Raw genomic sequence first — 16271 nt, forward strand, 5'->3', positions numbered from 1 at the left:
CCTAGAGCCGACGTCAGCACGCAGCCGGGGGCTTTCAAGAGTGGGTCTTTCGCTCCCCCGCCGGTGGAGATTGGCCGAAGGAAGCAGTGTCCGTACCGGGAGTTCGAGTTGGTGTTCAGAGTTCCAGGGCCCCCTCCTGAGATGGCCTGATCGGCTGTAGCGCATCCGACCTGCGATCCTTCGCGAATAATTCTCGCCGTTGGCTTTCTTGATTAGAAGGAGGTGAGCCGCCATATTCCGACCCAGCTCCTAATTCAGGCGGCCCATTCCATGGATGAGGCCGGTCCGGCTGAATGGACGTCCATTTTTTGATTTGCTTGGTCTGCGCCGCCGGGGGGTATCTCCCGAGGGAGCTCCCATGTTCTTGGAGATGTTTATGAACGATTCGCGCATTCCCGAACCAGTCTTGACGGCTATGTCGCAGGGGACCCACATCGTCCGCGCTTATCGTGAGCACCTTGGGTATTCGATCGAGGACCTGACGGTCGCGAGCGGGCTTGCCGCTGAGGAAATTCAAAACATCGAGCGAGGTCTGAGGTACAACAAGGGATATCGGGATCGGATAGCGAGATCGCTTTCCATACCTGTGGGAATCCTTGAGGCAGAGTCGCACATTTCGGACGCCGCCTGATCAGTCGGATGATCCGCAATGGGTGGACTACCGCTCTTGTGATGTGAAGCTTGCGGCTGATTGTAGACGCTGATTCCGTTGGGATGCCTCTGGCGCAGTACCGCCAAGAGAATCTCGTCAACTTTCCGATGCAGGAACCCTTCACATGGGCTCGCGAACAACAACGCGATATAGCCGCCCGGAGTGCTACGAAACGTGCACGAGGGCATCGGCTCGCGACGAAGGATTGTAACGGCGAACTCTTGGTAGTTCGGCGAGGCGATGCTGGCGCTTGAGCATCAACTCGGCCTACGAGAGTGGCTACTCCTAGGCTGAATCGGCCAACATGGCCGGCATCGCGCCGCTCTGAAAATAACATGGCGGGCATCCTGACGTTTCCGGGTTGACTATGGGTGTTCGAACCACGAAAAGGGGCCGCTCTTCGTGAGTGGCGTGCGCCGGCAGTCTAACCCCAAGCCCCCCCGCCCAGGCTGCCGGCGCGCTTCTAGAAAGATCGAGGTAGGCACTCGCTGCGCTCTGCCCGCCGACACCTTGTGCTTCCTCCAGCGAGTCCAGCGGACCACCATGGGTGTTGCAGTTCTGGTGCTTACCCACGTCCATTTGCGATCTCGGGTCATTGAGAGTACCGCAAGCACCCTCTCTGCTGGATGGCAACGCGGCTCGCGCCGCCCGTATGCAGCGCAAGCTCCATGCATGAGGTCGTCCCTTCAAAATACTTGATGCAGCTGCGCTTGCGTAGCTCCTTGCATGCGCTCGATGCCAGGAGGAGACCTCTGTCTACGCTCGCATCGATGCAACGCCGTTGATCACCATCATCGCGGCGACCGCTTCGCGGGGGCCGCAGCCGTTTTGGAGCATGACGATCATGCCGGCGCCATCGCAGTGACGCACATGCAAAATTCACAGATGCATTCTCGCCCAATGCTAGGTGCCCAGCATATGTCCGGCATCCCGCAACGCGGCTACGAAGAGACGGGCATTGCCGTTGGCATCCATCTTGGCCTGCATCGACAGGGGCATCCTGTGCCAGCTCTCCAAGGACGCAATGTAATGTGAGAACATACCGTTAACGATGCAATAGTGGGTAACTAGGCCGTGTACATCCAACGCCAGCACGCCGAATTGGCCGCCGTGATATCGGATGGCTGCGACCCGCTGGACCTGCGCGTCACCGTCGATCCGCACGTCGAAAAGCAGGATTCCGCGGCTCCTGGTGGCTATCTCGGCGGCTTTTTCAGCGAAGCTCAACGAGAGCGAGCGGACGCTTTCGACTGCCATCTGTAAAACCATCAAGTTCAGTTCATCCACTGACATAAGGTACCTGTGCGCAAGACATGGGTGATTGCAATCGACCACACCGCTTGTTCACAGATGTCGGCTCATCACCGGTTATTCAGGGTTTGCCGGTCATCTTTGCGGCAAGCCATCCGGGCTCCTTGTACCCTGCAACCGTTGCAGTGTCGTCCCTCGGCGCTCGGAACCGCCAGGCTCTGCTCGTCGAGAACTTTGTCCGCGAGCAGCGGCCGCTTGAGCATTCCGCTGAAGCGTGACGTCTCATCAGTCCGTGTCCTTGCAGCTCACCGCGAGGGCGTTTTGCGCACCGCACGCAAGCGCACGAAACTGGTCTCCGTTCACTTCACAAAATGGTTTTCCTGAAGTACTGGAGCGCAGAGAAATCTCCGGTCGCAGCCTACCCGGTTAAAACAAGGACCCAACGATGAAGACTCTCGTCGTCTGCTCCGGCGGATTGGATTCCGTTACTCTTGCTCACAAGGTGGCAGCGGAGCACCAGCTTACCGGCCTGCTATCGTTCGATTACGGCCAACGGCATAGGAAGGAATTGGGCTTCGCCACCCTTTGCGCGGAGCGCCTGGGCGTCCCGCAGCGAATCATCGACATCCACGAGATCGGCGGCGGCCTTTCCGGCTCCGCGCTGACCGACAATGTGGACGTGCCCGATGGGCACTATGCCGAAGATACGATGAAGGTAACGGTGGTGCCCAACCGGAACGCCATCATGTTGGCCATTGCCTTCGGCCTCGCCGCAGCGCAAGACGCTGACGCGGTGGCGACGGCCGTGCATGGTGGGGATCATATTGTCTATCCCGATTGCCGTCCGGCCTTCATCGATGCTTTCCAGATGATGCAGGACCACGCGCTCGACGGCTACGCGCAGATTCGCCTTTATGCACCCTATGTGAACCTGACGAAGGCGGACATTGTTAGGGATGGAGCCACATACGGCACGCCCTTTGCGCAGACCTGGTCCTGTTACAAGGGCGCCGAGCGTCATTGCGGGAGGTGCGGGACCTGCGTCGAGCGGCGTGAGGGGTTCCACATCGCTGGGCACCCGGACCCAACCGAGTACGAGGACTCCGACTTCTGGCTCGGAGCGCTGCGAAGGACCACCGCGTAATGTTCCGCATCACCAAGGAATTCCACTTCTCAGCCTCGCATCAGCTCACCTCATTGCCACCCGATCACCAATGCGCGCGCCTGCACGGACATAACTACATCGTCGAAGTGGAGCTTTCAGCGAATGGACTGGACGATCACGGCTTCGTGCGCGACTACCACGATTTGGCGCCATTCAAACGCTACATCGACGAGAGCTTCGACCACCGACATCTCAACGACGTGCTGGGACACGAGCAAGTCACGGCGGAATATCTGGCCAGACATTTCTACGACTGGTGCAAGGCACGCCTGAGCGAAACCGCGGCCGTGCGGGTGAGCGAAACGCCGAAAACCTGGGCGGAATACCGGCCATGACCAATACGCATCCCGCAATCCGCGTTAGCGAGATTTTCGGGCCGACGATCCAGGGCGAGGGCGTGCTCATAGGTTTGCCGACGATCTTCGTCAGAACCGGCGGGTGTGACTTTCGCTGTTCCTGGTGCGACAGCCTGCATGCTGTGGACAATCAATTCCGCCATGAATGGGAGATGATGTCCGTCGGCGCGGTGTGGAAAAATGTGCTTGCGCTTTCCGGTGGCCGCCCGCTTATGGTGTCACTGTCAGGCGGCAATCCGGCCATCCAGCCGCTCGGCGCGCTCATCGACCGAGGCCATGGTGACGGTTACCGTTTTGCGCTGGAAACCCAAGGTTCGCTTGCCAGGGACTGGTTTGCGCACCTTGACGTGCTGATCCTCAGCCCAAAGCCGCCGTCAAGCCAAATGACGACAGATTGGGCCGCTGTCGAGGCGTGCCTCCAGGCGGCACAAGGCAAGCCCCAAATCGTGCTCAAGCTCATTGTTTTCGACGAAAGGGACTACGCCTACGCGAAAGACGCCGCTGCGCAATTTCCGCAACTTCCGATCTATCTGCAACCCGGCAATCACACGCCGCCACACCCGGCAAATGATGACGCGCCCGTCGACCTTGACGGAATATTGAAGCGCATGGAGTGGCTGGTTGACAGCGTGACCCGCGACAAATGGTTCGAAGCCCGCGTGCTACCGCAGCTGCACGTTATGCTCTGGGGTAACAAGAGAGCCGTCTAGGCCAAGCCCTTTCCACCGGAACTGCACCGGCATATTCGGGTGAACGGGTGGTTCAACGTTGACCGCGCTGCCGGGGTGCTTGCGGACTTCTGCCACCGGCCCAAGTGTTGTCAGCCGCTTGCACGGCACCTTGCATTCTCCTTGCAAGGTCGAAGGGAGCTGTCGCCGACAACCATGATCTCACAGGCAGGGCATGAGCGGGCGACATCGTCGCCATGCCAAGACGCGTCTGGTCCGCTTCGAACCGTCTCGGCCGACGGTCGCCGGTCAACAGTGGAAAACGATCGCAATCGGTTCACGATCGAGTGAGAGCCATGACCGTTCCTCTGCGGTGCTCAGACTGCCGCCGAGTGCCTGGCCGTTCCGGTTTCGAAATATTTGTCGAACCTGGCCGCGATGCTTCGGACGAAAGGGCGACTTTCAGCCGGCACAACGAATCTGTCGCCATCAAGTTCAAGCAATCGAACCGGATCGTGGAGGGCCATGGAACTTGACTGAAGGAGGAGCCTCTGGCCGGCCTCGCCGAAGCGTTCCACCAGATCGATGGCCGAGAAGGCGAAGTCGCACATCAAACGTTCGATGATCCAGCCGCGAACGCGGTCGTCGTTGGAAAGTGCGATACCCCGAACAGCGGCCAGCCCGCCGTCATCAACCGTGCATCGATATTCGCTGGTCGAAGGCATGTTCTGCGCATAGCCCTGCCGAAACTGGCTGATGGACGATGGGCCTAGCCCAATCAAGGTTTCGCAGCAATCGTCGGTGTAACCCTGAAAGTTCCGGTGCAGTGTTCCGGCGCGGGCGGCAAGGGCCAGGGCATCGCCGGGTTTGGCGAAATGGTCGAGGCCGATTGCTTCGTACCCCTGGTCCACGATCGCCCGCGCCGCCAGTTGCAATTGAGCAAATCTCTCCGCGGGACCGGGCAGCCATGCCTCGTCTATCATGGTCTGATGTTTCTTGAACCACGGCACATGGGCGTAGCCAAAAAGCGCTATCCTGTCGGGTTCCAAGGTCAGCGCCTGCGCGACGGTGGAGGAGACGCTCTCCCTCGTCTGGTGCGGCAAGCCGTAGAGCAGGTCTAGATTGACCGATTCGACGCCGCGCGAACGAACACCGTCGACTACCGCTTTGGTCTGCAAAAAGCTCTGCTCGCGGTTGATTGCCTTCTGAACCTTCGGATCGAAGTCCTGGACGCCGAGGCTCGCACGGGTCGTGCCGATTTCGGCAAGCGCATCGAGGCGGGCATCGTCCATATCATTGGGTTCGATTTCAACGCTGATCTTGGCGCCGGGAAGAAAGGCGAAGCTGTTGCGCAGGAGGCTTCCCAGCGCCACTATATCCTCAGGTTCCAGCATCGTCGGGGAACCGCCGCCGAAATAAACCGCGCGAACTCGGCCCTTGCCGGTAACAAGGCCGCCAACCGTGGCGATCTCCGCATACAGCGAGCGCAGATAAGCGGCCACCGGCTCGTAGTGGCGGGTCTGTTTGGTATGGCACGCGCAGAACCAGCAGAGCCTGTCGCAATAGGGAATATGCAGGTAAAGCGATATCTCGTCACCACCTTCGAGCGCCTCCAACCAGCCTCGGTAAACGACGGCATCGACGCCCGCATGGAAATGGGGCGCAGTCGGATAACTGGTATAGCGCGGGACGTTCTCGCCAAATCTGGCAGCTAGCTTTTGTCGCATGTCGTGGTCCACCGTGTTTGCGTCGCCCGAACTGTGGATGCTTGGATGAGCCTAAGCCCTGATTTCGATCAACCTTCAGCACGGACAAACTGCCGCAAGGATTTTTCTACCGTGGATTGCTATCCTGCCCGCACTGGACCGGTAGAGCGATCGAATGACATTACGGCAGGATATTCACAGTTCCGGCATTCCCGTTCTTTGCCTGCCTTGCGAGGCACGGCGCCGCGGTGTCTGTGGCGCGCTCGAGCCAGACGATTTGGCTCAGCTCGCCAAGACGTCGTCGCGGCACAATATCGAGCCGGGGGTCGAACTGATCGGCGACGCCGAGGCGGTGGACTGTTATTCAAACGTGCTTTCAGGCGTGGTGAAGCTCACGAAGAGCCTTTCGGACGGCCGCCAGCAGATCGTCGGTCTCCAGTTCGCGCCGGATTTTCTGGGACGGCCCTTCAAGATGAAAAGTGCGATCAATGCGGAAGCGGCAACAGCTGTCTCGCTGTGCTCGTTTCCGAGAGCGGCCATCGAACGGATGATGAAGCAGTCACCCGAATTTGTGCATCGCCTGCTCAAGCAGGCGCTGAACGAACTTGACGAGGCCCGCGAATGGATGGTGACTCTGGGGCGCAAGACCGCACCAGAGAAGGTGGCGAGCTTTCTCCTCATGATTGCCCGGAACATCGACTCCAATGTTGACCCGGCGGCTATGTCGGCATGCTTCGAGCTGCCGATGACGCGTGCCGACATATCTGATTTCCTTGGCATCACAAACGAGACCGTGAGCCGTCAGCTGACCAGCCTGAGAATGGACGGCGTGATTCGGATCGAGAACAACCGCCGCGTCACCGTGGACAGCATGAGCCGGCTGGAACGGCGCTGCGGCGGCCGAGGCGCAATAGCCGTTTGAATGACACGGAGCTGCATGGCCCACGCCACTTACTTCATTCGGGGCAGGGCATGCTCGCGTTGGGCTCAGAAGACATCGCGTAGCGACAGCCCGTTCTCCATCCGATCGTATACGCCAGTTGCGTTTCGGCTCGTCGGCGAAGCATCCACACTTGGCCGAAGTCAATATGCCTCATACGCAGGCGAAAATCGCCGTCTCCCCAAACTATAAATGTCGCGAAGGCAGCGCAACGCTGGCGCTGGCTGTTCCAAGGCATTGAAACGATCGACGTTCGGTAAGGCATCGGCCTGCTTACCAGCGTCACAGAAGGTGCGCTTCCCCACACGCCCGCGGTCGCCTCCTACCCGGGCCCCGACTGGGGACGCCGGGCCTGTCCATAAACCGTCGGCCGGTGCTGCACTTCCACATTCGACACAGTCTGATCGCACCGAACTCGATGCTGCTCGAAGCAAAATGGTGCGGCTCTGACATGGATCAGGGCGAGCAGGCGACGGCTGCGCAATAAGGCACCGCGGTTTGGCATCCGCCGGAATTGGAAATCGGGGCTTGCGATGAAATTCGGCAAAGAAATCGTGCTTCTAAGCCTGTTCGCATTCGCGGCTTTGGTGGCCGCTGGCGCTGGGGTGGATGAACCCTTTCGCCAGCATATGTGGGTCTTGTTCTTCGCCTTGGCTGGCTTCACTGCGATCCTGTTGCGCAACACTGAGTTCAAGCCTGCCGCTCCGATCGACCCGTCCGCTTACATGGACGGTCCAATCCGCTACGGCGCCATCGCCACCATGTTTTGGGGTGTCGTCGGCATGCTGGTCGGCGTGGTCATCGCGCTGCAGCTTGCCTACCCCGATCTCAACATCCAGCCCTGGTTCAACTTCGGTCGCCTGCGCCCGCTTCACACGTCGGGAGTCGTCTTCGCTTTCGGCGGCAACGCATTGCTTTGCACGTCACTATACGTCGTGCAACGCACCTGCCGCGCCCGGCTGTTCGGCGGCGATCTCGGCTGGTTCGTGTTCTGGGGCTACCAGCTCTTCATCGTCATGGCCGCAACCGGATACCTGCTCGGCATCACCGAGAGCCGCGAATACGCCGAGCCCGAATGGTATGTGGACATCTGGCTGACCATCGTCTGGGTCGCCTATCTCATCCTGTTCCTCGGCACGATCCTGAAGCGCAAGGAACCGCATATCTACGTCGCCAACTGGTTCTATCTGTCCTTCATCGTCACCATCGCGATGCTGCATGTGGTCAACAACCTCTCCATGCCCGCCTCCTTCCTGGGCTCGAAGAGCTATTCGGCTTTCTCCGGGGTCCAGGACGCTCTGACGCAATGGTGGTATGGCCACAACGCCGTGGGCTTCTTTCTGACCGCCGGCTTTCTCGGCATGATGTATTATTTCGTGCCCAAGCAGGCGAACCGGCCGGTCTATTCCTACCGGCTGTCGATCGTCCATTTCTGGGCAATCATCTTTCTCTACATCTGGGCTGGACCCCATCATTTGCACTACACCGCCTTGCCCGATTGGGCGCAGACGCTCGGCATGGTGTTCTCGATCATGCTGTGGATGCCGTCATGGGGCGGCATGATCAATGGCCTGATGACGCTGTCGGGCGCCTGGGACAAGCTCCGCACCGATCCGATCATCCGCATGATGGTGATGGCCATCGCCTTCTACGGCATGTCCACCTTCGAGGGCCCGATGATGTCGATCAAGACGGTCAACTCGCTGTCGCACTATACCGACTGGACCATCGGACACGTCCATTCGGGCGCACTCGGCTGGGTCGGCATGATCTCGTTCGGCGCGCTTTATTACATGGTGCCGAAGCTGTGGAACCGTGAACGGCTCTACTCGCTGCGCCTCGTTACCTGGCACTTCTGGCTGGCGACGCTTGGCATCGTTGTCTACGCGTCGGTCATGTGGGTGTCCGGCATCATGCAGGGCCTGATGTGGCGCGAATACGACGAGCAGGGCTTCCTGGTCTACTCCTTCGCCGAAACCGTGGCCGCCATGCACCCCTACTACATCATGCGCGCCATCGGCGGAGCCATGTACCTTTCCGGCGCCCTGATCATGGCGTGGAACATCGCCATGACCATCCTTGGCTACCGGCGCGAGGAGGATCCGATGCCCGGCTCCGTTCCCGCCCTCCAGCTTGCGCGATGATGAGACAGAAAATGAGGTTGATGAACAGACACGCGGTCATCGAGAAGAACGCTACACTTCTTCTCCTCGGGTCGCTGCTGGTCGTGACAATCGGCGGCATCGTCGAGATCGCGCCGCTCTTCTATCTCGACAACACGATCGAGAAGGTCGAAGGCATGCGGCCCTACTCGCCGCTCGAACTCGTCGGGCGCAACATCTATGTGCGTGAGGGATGCTATCTCTGCCATAGCCAGATGATCCGCCCGTTCCGTGACGAGGTCGAGCGCTATGGGCATTACAGCCTGGCGGCCGAGTCGATGTATGATCATCCCTTCCAGTGGGGATCGAAGCGCACCGGACCGGACCTCGCTCGGGTTGGCGATCGCTACTCAAATCTTTGGCATGTCGAGCACCTCACGGACCCTCGTTCCGTGGTGCCGGAATCCATCATGCCGAGCTATGGCTTTCTGAAGGATACGCCGATCGCGGTGAAGGATTTCTCGACGCATCTGGTTGCCAACAGGCGCGTCGGCGTTCCCTACTCCGACGACATGGTCGCTAACGCCAATGCTGATTTGATGGCGCAGGCTGATCCCAATGCCGACACGTCCGGCCTCGAGGCCCGCTACCCCAAGGCCAGGATCGGCGATTTCGACGGTGATCCGCAGCAAGTCACCGAAATGGACGCCCTGGTTTCTTATCTCCAGATGCTCGGCACGCTTGTCGATTTCAAGAACTACGATGAGACCGCCGGCTACCGCTGAGGACAATGGCGATGACGTACAATTTCATGCGGGAGTTTGCTGACAGCTGGGGCCTGCTTGCCATCGCTCTTTTCTTCATCGGATCCGTTGCCTTTGCACTTCGCCCCGGCAGCCGCAGGCAAGCCGGCGAAGCAGCTCAAATTCCTCTGAAGGAGGACTGATCATGAGCAGCGATCACATTGACGAGGTTTCCGGCATCTCGACGACCGGTCATGAGTGGGACGGCATTCGCGAGCTCAACAACCCGCTCCCGCGCTGGTGGGTCATCACCTTCTACATGACCATAGTCTGGGCGATCGGTTACACAATTGCCTACCCGGCATGGCCGCTGTTGCACTCCGCGACAAAGGGCGTACTTGGCTATTCCAGCCGCAACGAAGTCAAGAACGAGTTGTCCGCGGCCGAAGCGGCAAAGGGCAAATATGTCGCCGCAATAGAGTCGAAAAGTGTTTCGGAGATTGCTGCGGATGACACGCTGCGCGAATTCGCCGTCGCTGCCGGCGCCGCCGCGTTCAAGGTCAATTGCGTGCAGTGCCACGGTTCTGGCGCCCAAGGGTCCAAGGGCTTTCCGAACCTAAATGACGACGACTGGCTGTGGGGCGGCGAGGTGGACCAGATCCAGCAGACGATCGCTCATGGCATCCGCTTCGCCTCCGACCCGGCTACGCGCCTGTCGGAAATGCCGGCCTTTGGCGACATCATCACCGCCGATCAGATCAAACAGGTCAGCACCTACGTTGCCAGCCTGTCCGGCACTGTCGGGGATCAATCGTTGGTCGCGCCCGGCGCCAAGGTCTTCGCCGAAAATTGCGTGGCCTGTCACGGCGACAATGCAAAAGGCAACAAGGAACTCGGCGCTCCAGATCTGACCGACGCCATCTGGCTCTACGCGTCAGGCGAAGCGGCCATCGCCGCCCAGGTCACCGCGCCGAAACAGGGCGTGATGCCGGCCTGGGGCGCGCGCCTCGGCGAGACCAAGGTCAAGGAACTGGCGGTCTACATCCATTCGCTTGGCGGCGGAGAATAGGAGCAGAAGCCTATTCTCGTCCTCCCCCTCCCGCCAAGCGACGAGGCCCGGCGCAAGCCGGGCCTCGGCATCATCCAGAACCGATGAGTCGGTTTCCGGCGAAATCGTCGCTGGTGACTGGAGCTTCTCGTGCTTGATAACTCGCAAATAGAAAGGATCGAACCCACGCCGGTCGACTCCGCCAAGGTGCGTCAGCCAATGTACGCCGCGCGCAAGAAGATCTTCCCGAAGCGGGCCTCGGGCAGCTTTCGCCAGTTCAAATGGCTGGTGATGGCGGTCACGCTCGGCATCTACTATCTGACGCCGTGGCTGCGCTGGGATCGGGGCTCGTTTAGCCCGAACCAGGCCGTGCTGCTCGATGTCGCCAACCGGCGTTTCTATTTCTTCTTCATCGAGATATGGCCGCAGGAATTCTACTATGTCGCCGGCCTTCTGGTCATGGCCGGCGTCGGTCTTTTCCTGATCACCTCGACTGTCGGCCGTGCCTGGTGTGGCTACACATGCCCGCAGACCGTATGGGTCGATCTGTTCCTGGTCGTCGAGCGAGCCATCGAGGGTGACCGCAACGCTCGTATCAAGCTTGATGCCGGTCTCTGGACTCCCCGCAAGCTTGTGCTGCGGGTATCGAAACACGCCATTTGGCTGGCCATAGGCGCGCTGACGGGCGGCGCGTGGATCTTTTATTTCGGTGACGCGCCCAGCCTGCTTGGCGAACTCTTCACCGGCACGGCAGCCCCCGTCGCCTACATCACCGTCGCCGTGCTGACGGCAACGACCTACACGTTCGGCGGGCTGATGCGCGAGCAGGTCTGCACCTATATGTGCCCATGGCCGCGCATCCAGGCAGCCATGCTCGATGAAAGTTCGCTCACCGTCACCTACAATGACTGGCGCGGCGAACCGCGTTGGCGTCATGCGAAGAAGGTGCAAGCTGCAGGGCAGTCCGTCGGCGACTGCGTCGACTGCAATGCCTGTGTCGCGGTCTGCCCGATGGGGATCGACATTCGCTATGGCCAGCAGCTCGAATGCATCACTTGCGCGCTCTGCATCGACGCCTGTGACGGCGTCATGGACAAGCTCGGGAAGGAGCGTGGGCTGATCGCCTATGCGACGCTCTCCGACTACAACGCCAACATGATGCTGGCGACTGCAGGCGGGTCCAGCTCAGTCAATCCGGCGCTGGTCAGGACGGATGACGGCCTGTTTTCGGACAGAGTGGCGCATTTCCACATCCGCAAGATCTTTCGGCCACGCACCTATGTCTACATGGCTATGTGGTCGCTGATCGGCCTGGGCCTCCTCTACTCGCTGCTGACGCGCGACCGGCTCGAAATCAATGTCCTGCACGACCGCAATCCACAATTCGTGACGCTCTCCGACGGCTCGATCCGCAACGGCTACACCGTCAAGCTGCTCAACATGATCCCCGAGCCGAGGACGATCGTCGTAACCATGCAGGGCCTTGAAGGCGCTGACATCGTCGTCGTCGGCGACGACATCCCCGCAGGCCGTTCCTTCGCCATTCCGGTCGAACCCGACCGCCTGAAAATGCTGAGGGTCTTCGTTCGCCAGCCGGCGGACCAGATCCGCGCTCCGGCACAGACCTTCAAGTTCCGCGTCGAGGACAGAGCCAGCTTCGAGTCGAACGAGTACACCGCCACCTTCAACGCGCCGGAGACTGCCAGATGAGCGCCAGAACACAAAAAACCCGCGAATTCACCGGCAGGCACATGTTGGCCATCATCCTGGCCTTTTTCGGTGTGGTCATCGCGGTCAATCTGACCATGGCGACGCTTGCCAACACGAGCTGGACCGGCCTGGTCGTCGAAAACACCTATGTGGCGAGCCAGCAGTTCAACAGGAAGGCCGAGGAAGGGCGGGCGCAGGCAGCCCTCGGCTGGACCGGCAAGCTGACCATCGCATCGGGTGAAGTCCGCTACGGCCTCATCGACGCCGCCGGCAAACCGGTTCCCTTGCATAGCGTGAAGGCGCTGTTTCGCCATCCCGCTTACGAAAAAGAGGATGAATCCATCAAGCTCGTCCTCGCCTCGGGTCAGGAATTCGCCGCCCAGCATTTGCCGAAGGATGGTGTCTGGATCGTCGAAGTCGACGCCGATGCCGGCCTGGATAAACCGTATCGCGACGTGCGCAGGATCGTGATTTCCCATGGAGCGCTGCAATGAGCTGTTGTACGCCGGGTGCTGAAATGGCGCTGGATATGGTCAGCGTGACCTCGGCCCTGCCGTCCAGCCAGGAAATCAAGCTGGCGAGCCGATCACTTGGCGACGACCTTCATCAGACCGAGCTTTCGATACCGGCCGTTCGCTGCGGTGCCTGCATTCAGACTATCGAGACGGCATTGGGAAAGCTCGATCATGTCGAAGCCGCCCGCGTCAACCTGTCAACGAGGCGGGTGTCTATCCGCTGGCGCGGCGACGACGTTCCGCCATTCGTCGCTATCCTCGGACGCCTGGGCTACCAGACACATCTGTTCGAAGCCGACACCGATACAAAGGACAAGACGCTCTCGGAGCTCATCCGCGCCGTCGCTGTTGCGGGCTTTGCGGCGGGCAACATCATGCTGCTTTCGGTCTCGGTCTGGTCCGGAGCCGAAGGCGCTACCCGCGACCTGTTCCACTGGGTCTCGGCGCTTATCGCCATCCCTGCACTAGCCTTCGCCGGCGGCATCTTCTTCCGCTCGGCCTGGAATGCGTTGCGCCACGGTCGCATGAACATGGACGTGCCGATCGCGGTCGGGGTGTCGCTGGCATACGCCATGAGCCTCTATGAGACGATCACCCATGGCGACCACGCCTATTTCGACGCATCGGTGTCGCTGCTGTTCTTCCTGTTGATCGGCCGCACGTTGGATCATGTCATGCGCGAACGTGCCCGGACCGCCGTGAAAGGCCTGTCCCAGTTGGCCGCACGTGGCGCCATGGTGCTGCGCGGCGATGGTGCACGCGACTATCTGCCGGTTGGCGAGATCGAACCCGGCATGCTGCTGTTGATCGCTGCCGGCGAGAGAATCCCCGTCGACGGCAAGATCATTCAAGGGGCCTCGGATCTGGACTGCTCGTTGGTTTCCGGCGAGAGCACGCCTCGAAGCGTTGCAGCAGGCGAAGCCGTTCAGGCCGGTATCCTCAACCTAACCGGCCCGCTGACGATCGAGGCGACAGCCGCCGCGAAAGATTCGTTTCTGGCGGAAATGGTTCGGCTCATGGAAGCCGCAGAGGGCGGCCGCGCGCATTATCGCCGGATCGCCGATCGTGTTTCAGCGCTCTATGCCCCGGTGGTTCATCTCACAGCCTTCGCGACGTTCCTTGGCTGGATGGCGGCGACCGGTGACTGGCACCGGGCGATAACCATCGCCATTGCCGTTCTCATCATCACATGCCCGTGCGCGCTCGGCCTCGCCGTACCGATCGTCCAGGTGGTCGCGGCGCGGCGCCTGTTCGAGAACGGCATCATGGTCAAGGACGGTTCGGCCATGGAGCGCCTGGCGACGATTGATAGAGCGGTGTTCGACAAGACCGGAACGCTCACCCTCGGCCAGCCCCGGCTGGTCAATGCGGACTCGATTGATCCGGCCATGCTGGCAATCGCGGGAGACATGGCTGCGCACTCGCGTCACCCGTTTTCAAAGGCCATAGCCGGCTTTGCCCGCCTTGGCGGGCAGCACAAATTCGATGCCGTCACCGAGCAGCCGGGATTCGGCATCGAAGCCGCTGCCGCCGGTAGCACCTGGCGGCTGGGTCGACGCGGAGGATGGAAAGCCCGCACCGGCCGCGAAGGCAGACATGGCTATGGCGGGACGGTTCTGACGAAAGACGGGATCATTGTCGCGACCTTCGATTTCGAGGATGCGCTGCGCGTCGACGCCAGGGCAGCCATCGATCAACTGCACAACGCTGGTATGTGCGTGGAGATGCTGTCGGGCGACACCGCGAAAGCCTGCGCCGAGGTTGCGGACGGGCTTGGTGTCGATGATTTCGTTCCCTGCCTGCTGCCGTCCGGCAAGGTTGAACGCATCGAGACGCTGGCGAGGGACGGGCACAAGGTTCTGATGGTTGGCGACGGGCTCAACGATACGCCGGCGCTGAGCGCTGCGCATGTCTCGATCGCACCCGCCACCGCCGCCGACATTGGCCGCAATGCAGCCGACTTCGTTGTCCTGCGCGAAAGCCTCTTGGCGGTCCCGCTGGCTGTTGACGTATCGCGCAAGGCGGGAACCCTGATCCGACAGAACATAACAATTGCGATCGTTTATAATGCTGTTGCCGTGCCGATCGCCATTCTGGGCCATGTTACGCCTCTTATCGCCGCGGTCGCGATGTCAGCCTCGTCATTGCTCGTGGTTGGAAATGCCATGCGTCTGCAAGGCTTCGCAACGGGTGCGTCGTCCGCAATTGCGCGGCAAGACAGGCCCGCGCGGGCCGGCGCCTTGGCTCAATCGTCATGACGACGCTCGTCTACCTCATCCCCGTAGCGCTATTCCTCGGCTCACTCGGCCTGTCCGGCTTCCTTTGGGCGTTGAGAAGCGGCCAGTACGAGGATCTCGATGGCGCGGCGGAGCGCATTCTCATCGACAGCGACGACGGCGCGGAGAATGCCACTGGTTCCACGTGACTCAGATCAACGCGCCGCGGGTCGGGATGTCCTATCGTCGTCCGACGAAAGATCAGGAGGGTGAGGATGCAAGCCGAATCCTTAATGACAAAGCCAGTCATCACGACGCATGCGAACGCGACGATCGCCGAAGCGGTCATGCTTTGAAGCAAAGTCAGCTGCCTGCCGGTAACGACCAGCGACGGCACCTTGGTTGGCATTGTAAGCAAAAGCGACTTCTTGCGCCGAGAGGAACTCGGAACCCAGCGTGTGCGTCCGCGCTGGCTGGAGCTTGATCTTGGCCCGGGCACAACCGCCAATGACTATGTGTGCGCTCGAATGGACGGATTATCCATCAGGTGATGACCACACACGTCATCTCGGCGCCTCCTGTCGACCTCATGATGCAACACCGCATCAACAATGTCCCGATTGTCGATCGGGAAAGGGTCGTCGGCATCATCACGCGAACTGATTTGCTGCTTGTCCTGATCCGCGCCATGTCGAAACAGGGCACCACGCCACCCGATGACGAACTGATCCGCAAGGCTATCCTTGCCGAACTGCAGCCACAAACCTGGAGCGGTGGTGACGTGATCGATGTGAGGGTCAGCGACGGCCTTGTCGAACTGAAGGGGGCGATTGTCGACGAGCGTCAGCGGAAGGCAGCGATCGTTGCGGCCGAGAAGGTTGCCGGCGTCGGGCAAGTCAAGGACCGCCTCCTCCTCAGTACGGATCCGTTCTCAGTGATGGTTTCATAGCTGCGAAAAAAGCGGGGACGCCAAGCAGAGTCCCTTTGGTTTGCTCCCTTCCCACATCATTTGGACATGAGGCCGTCGGCGAGTTCCTTCGGCGTCTAGCGCGTTATGGTCGGAGAGCACGCTGTCGGCAGCAAGACGCCCGTCCTGACGGAAATGCGATGGCCGCTGCCTGTTTTGGTGGGGCTTGGACCGGGGCTTCCGGTGGATCTTGTAGAGCGGCCAATACAAAGATCTCGACGGCTCCGCCGAG

Annotated in this window: 17 protein-coding genes; 15 read left to right on the forward strand and 2 right to left on the reverse strand. The window is 60.5% G+C overall.

Features of this window, described 5'->3' with window-relative positions:
- The first annotated feature begins 376 nt into the window (after positions 1 to 376).
- A complete protein-coding gene (locus NLY36_RS22200; protein ID WP_023735822.1) occupies positions 377 to 631 on the forward strand; it encodes a helix-turn-helix domain-containing protein in 255 nt (84 codons plus the stop codon).
- A 924-nt stretch (positions 632 to 1555) separates the two neighbouring features.
- Here NLY36_RS22200 and NLY36_RS22205 read toward each other — a convergent pair.
- A complete protein-coding gene (locus NLY36_RS22205) occupies positions 1556 to 1945 on the reverse strand; it encodes a hypothetical protein (RefSeq protein ID WP_023735820.1) in 390 nt (129 codons plus the stop codon).
- Between the two features lie 403 nt (positions 1946 to 2348).
- On the opposite strand from NLY36_RS22205, the gene queC reads away from it, so the two are divergent.
- The 3 genes from queC to queE are packed head-to-tail and all read left to right on the forward strand — an operon-like array spanning position 2349 to position 4134.
- Positions 2349 to 3047 (forward strand): 7-cyano-7-deazaguanine synthase QueC, encoded by a 699-nt coding sequence (gene queC / locus NLY36_RS22210; protein WP_023735819.1) that lies wholly within the window; start codon positions 2349 to 2351, stop codon positions 3045 to 3047.
- Complete coding sequence (queD, locus tag NLY36_RS22215) at positions 3047 to 3403, forward strand: 6-carboxytetrahydropterin synthase QueD (RefSeq protein ID WP_023735818.1); 357 nt, start codon at positions 3047 to 3049, stop codon at positions 3401 to 3403. The genes queC and queD overlap by 1 nt, the downstream gene beginning before the upstream one ends.
- Positions 3400 to 4134: a 7-carboxy-7-deazaguanine synthase QueE gene (gene queE, locus NLY36_RS22220; RefSeq protein ID WP_023735817.1), complete on the forward strand. Its 735-nt coding sequence runs from the start codon at positions 3400 to 3402 to the stop codon at positions 4132 to 4134. The genes queD and queE overlap by 4 nt, the downstream gene beginning before the upstream one ends.
- 335 nt (positions 4135 to 4469) lie before the next feature.
- Here queE and hemN read toward each other — a convergent pair whose 3' ends face one another.
- A complete protein-coding gene (gene hemN / locus NLY36_RS22225) occupies positions 4470 to 5819 on the reverse strand; it encodes an oxygen-independent coproporphyrinogen III oxidase (protein WP_023735816.1) in 1350 nt (449 codons plus the stop codon).
- A gap of 154 nt (positions 5820 to 5973) precedes the next feature.
- Here hemN and NLY36_RS22230 point away from each other — a divergent pair, with 154 nt between their 5' ends.
- The 11 genes from NLY36_RS22230 to NLY36_RS22280 all read left to right on the forward strand — a co-directional run bounded on the left by NLY36_RS22230 (position 5974) and on the right by NLY36_RS22280 (position 16021).
- Positions 5974 to 6720 (forward strand): Crp/Fnr family transcriptional regulator, encoded by a 747-nt coding sequence (locus NLY36_RS22230; protein ID WP_023735815.1) that lies wholly within the window; start codon positions 5974 to 5976, stop codon positions 6718 to 6720.
- A gap of 551 nt (positions 6721 to 7271) precedes the next feature.
- Positions 7272 to 8882 (forward strand): cytochrome-c oxidase, cbb3-type subunit I, encoded by a 1611-nt coding sequence (gene ccoN, locus NLY36_RS22235; protein ID WP_023735814.1) that lies wholly within the window; start codon positions 7272 to 7274, stop codon positions 8880 to 8882.
- Positions 8883 to 8893: 11 nt separating this feature from the next.
- Complete coding sequence (ccoO, locus tag NLY36_RS22240) at positions 8894 to 9625, forward strand: cytochrome-c oxidase, cbb3-type subunit II (protein WP_023735813.1); 732 nt, start codon at positions 8894 to 8896, stop codon at positions 9623 to 9625.
- An 11-nt stretch (positions 9626 to 9636) separates the two neighbouring features.
- The gene (locus tag NLY36_RS22245) at positions 9637 to 9786 is read left to right on the forward strand and encodes a CcoQ/FixQ family Cbb3-type cytochrome c oxidase assembly chaperone (protein WP_023735812.1); all 150 of its coding nucleotides are present in this window, start codon (positions 9637 to 9639) and stop codon (positions 9784 to 9786) included.
- Between the two features lie 2 nt (positions 9787 to 9788).
- Positions 9789 to 10652 (forward strand): cytochrome-c oxidase, cbb3-type subunit III, encoded by an 864-nt coding sequence (gene ccoP, locus NLY36_RS22250; protein WP_023735811.1) that lies wholly within the window; start codon positions 9789 to 9791, stop codon positions 10650 to 10652.
- 129 nt (positions 10653 to 10781) lie between these two features.
- The gene (gene ccoG / locus NLY36_RS22255) at positions 10782 to 12341 is read left to right on the forward strand and encodes a cytochrome c oxidase accessory protein CcoG (RefSeq protein WP_023735810.1); all 1560 of its coding nucleotides are present in this window, start codon (positions 10782 to 10784) and stop codon (positions 12339 to 12341) included.
- Positions 12338 to 12835, forward strand: coding sequence for a FixH family protein (locus NLY36_RS22260; RefSeq protein WP_023735809.1), 498 nt, complete (start codon positions 12338 to 12340; stop codon positions 12833 to 12835). Before ccoG ends, NLY36_RS22260 begins: the two co-directional genes overlap by 4 nt.
- Positions 12832 to 15114 (forward strand): cation-translocating P-type ATPase, encoded by a 2283-nt coding sequence (locus NLY36_RS22265; protein WP_023735808.1) that lies wholly within the window; start codon positions 12832 to 12834, stop codon positions 15112 to 15114. Before NLY36_RS22260 ends, NLY36_RS22265 begins: the two co-directional genes overlap by 4 nt.
- Entirely contained in the window at positions 15111 to 15281 is a 171-nt protein-coding gene (gene ccoS, locus NLY36_RS22270; protein WP_023735807.1) for a cbb3-type cytochrome oxidase assembly protein CcoS, read from the forward strand. Before NLY36_RS22265 ends, ccoS begins: the two co-directional genes overlap by 4 nt.
- Positions 15282 to 15443: 162 nt before the next feature.
- Entirely contained in the window at positions 15444 to 15623 is a 180-nt protein-coding gene (locus tag NLY36_RS22275; protein ID WP_286462603.1) for a CBS domain-containing protein, read from the forward strand.
- The gene (locus tag NLY36_RS22280) at positions 15623 to 16021 is read left to right on the forward strand and encodes a BON domain-containing protein (protein ID WP_245260241.1); all 399 of its coding nucleotides are present in this window, start codon (positions 15623 to 15625) and stop codon (positions 16019 to 16021) included. Before NLY36_RS22275 ends, NLY36_RS22280 begins: the two co-directional genes overlap by 1 nt.
- Positions 16022 to 16271: the final 250 nt, after the last annotated feature.

The sequence above is a fragment of the Mesorhizobium sp. C399B genome (genome assembly GCF_030323185.1).
Lineage (GTDB): Bacteria > Pseudomonadota > Alphaproteobacteria > Rhizobiales > Rhizobiaceae > Mesorhizobium.

Coding starts and splice junctions, on each gene's coding strand:
- NLY36_RS22200 (WP_023735822.1), top strand. CDS start 377: ATGAACGATTCGCGCATTCCCGAACCAGTCTTGACGGCTATGTCGCAG.
- NLY36_RS22205 (WP_023735820.1), bottom strand. CDS start 1,945: ATGTCAGTGGATGAACTGAACTTGATGGTTTTACAGATGGCAGTCGAA.
- queC (WP_023735819.1), top strand. CDS start 2,349: ATGAAGACTCTCGTCGTCTGCTCCGGCGGATTGGATTCCGTTACTCTT.
- queD (WP_023735818.1), top strand. CDS start 3,047: ATGTTCCGCATCACCAAGGAATTCCACTTCTCAGCCTCGCATCAGCTC.
- queE (WP_023735817.1), top strand. CDS start 3,400: ATGACCAATACGCATCCCGCAATCCGCGTTAGCGAGATTTTCGGGCCG.
- hemN (WP_023735816.1), bottom strand. CDS start 5,819: ATGCGACAAAAGCTAGCTGCCAGATTTGGCGAGAACGTCCCGCGCTAT.
- NLY36_RS22230 (WP_023735815.1), top strand. CDS start 5,974: ATGACATTACGGCAGGATATTCACAGTTCCGGCATTCCCGTTCTTTGC.
- ccoN (WP_023735814.1), top strand. CDS start 7,272: ATGAAATTCGGCAAAGAAATCGTGCTTCTAAGCCTGTTCGCATTCGCG.
- ccoO (WP_023735813.1), top strand. CDS start 8,894: ATGAGGTTGATGAACAGACACGCGGTCATCGAGAAGAACGCTACACTT.
- NLY36_RS22245 (WP_023735812.1), top strand. CDS start 9,637: ATGACGTACAATTTCATGCGGGAGTTTGCTGACAGCTGGGGCCTGCTT.
- ccoP (WP_023735811.1), top strand. CDS start 9,789: ATGAGCAGCGATCACATTGACGAGGTTTCCGGCATCTCGACGACCGGT.
- NLY36_RS22260 (WP_023735809.1), top strand. CDS start 12,338: ATGAGCGCCAGAACACAAAAAACCCGCGAATTCACCGGCAGGCACATG.
- NLY36_RS22265 (WP_023735808.1), top strand. CDS start 12,832: ATGAGCTGTTGTACGCCGGGTGCTGAAATGGCGCTGGATATGGTCAGC.
- ccoS (WP_023735807.1), top strand. CDS start 15,111: ATGACGACGCTCGTCTACCTCATCCCCGTAGCGCTATTCCTCGGCTCA.
- NLY36_RS22280 (WP_245260241.1), top strand. CDS start 15,623: ATGACCACACACGTCATCTCGGCGCCTCCTGTCGACCTCATGATGCAA.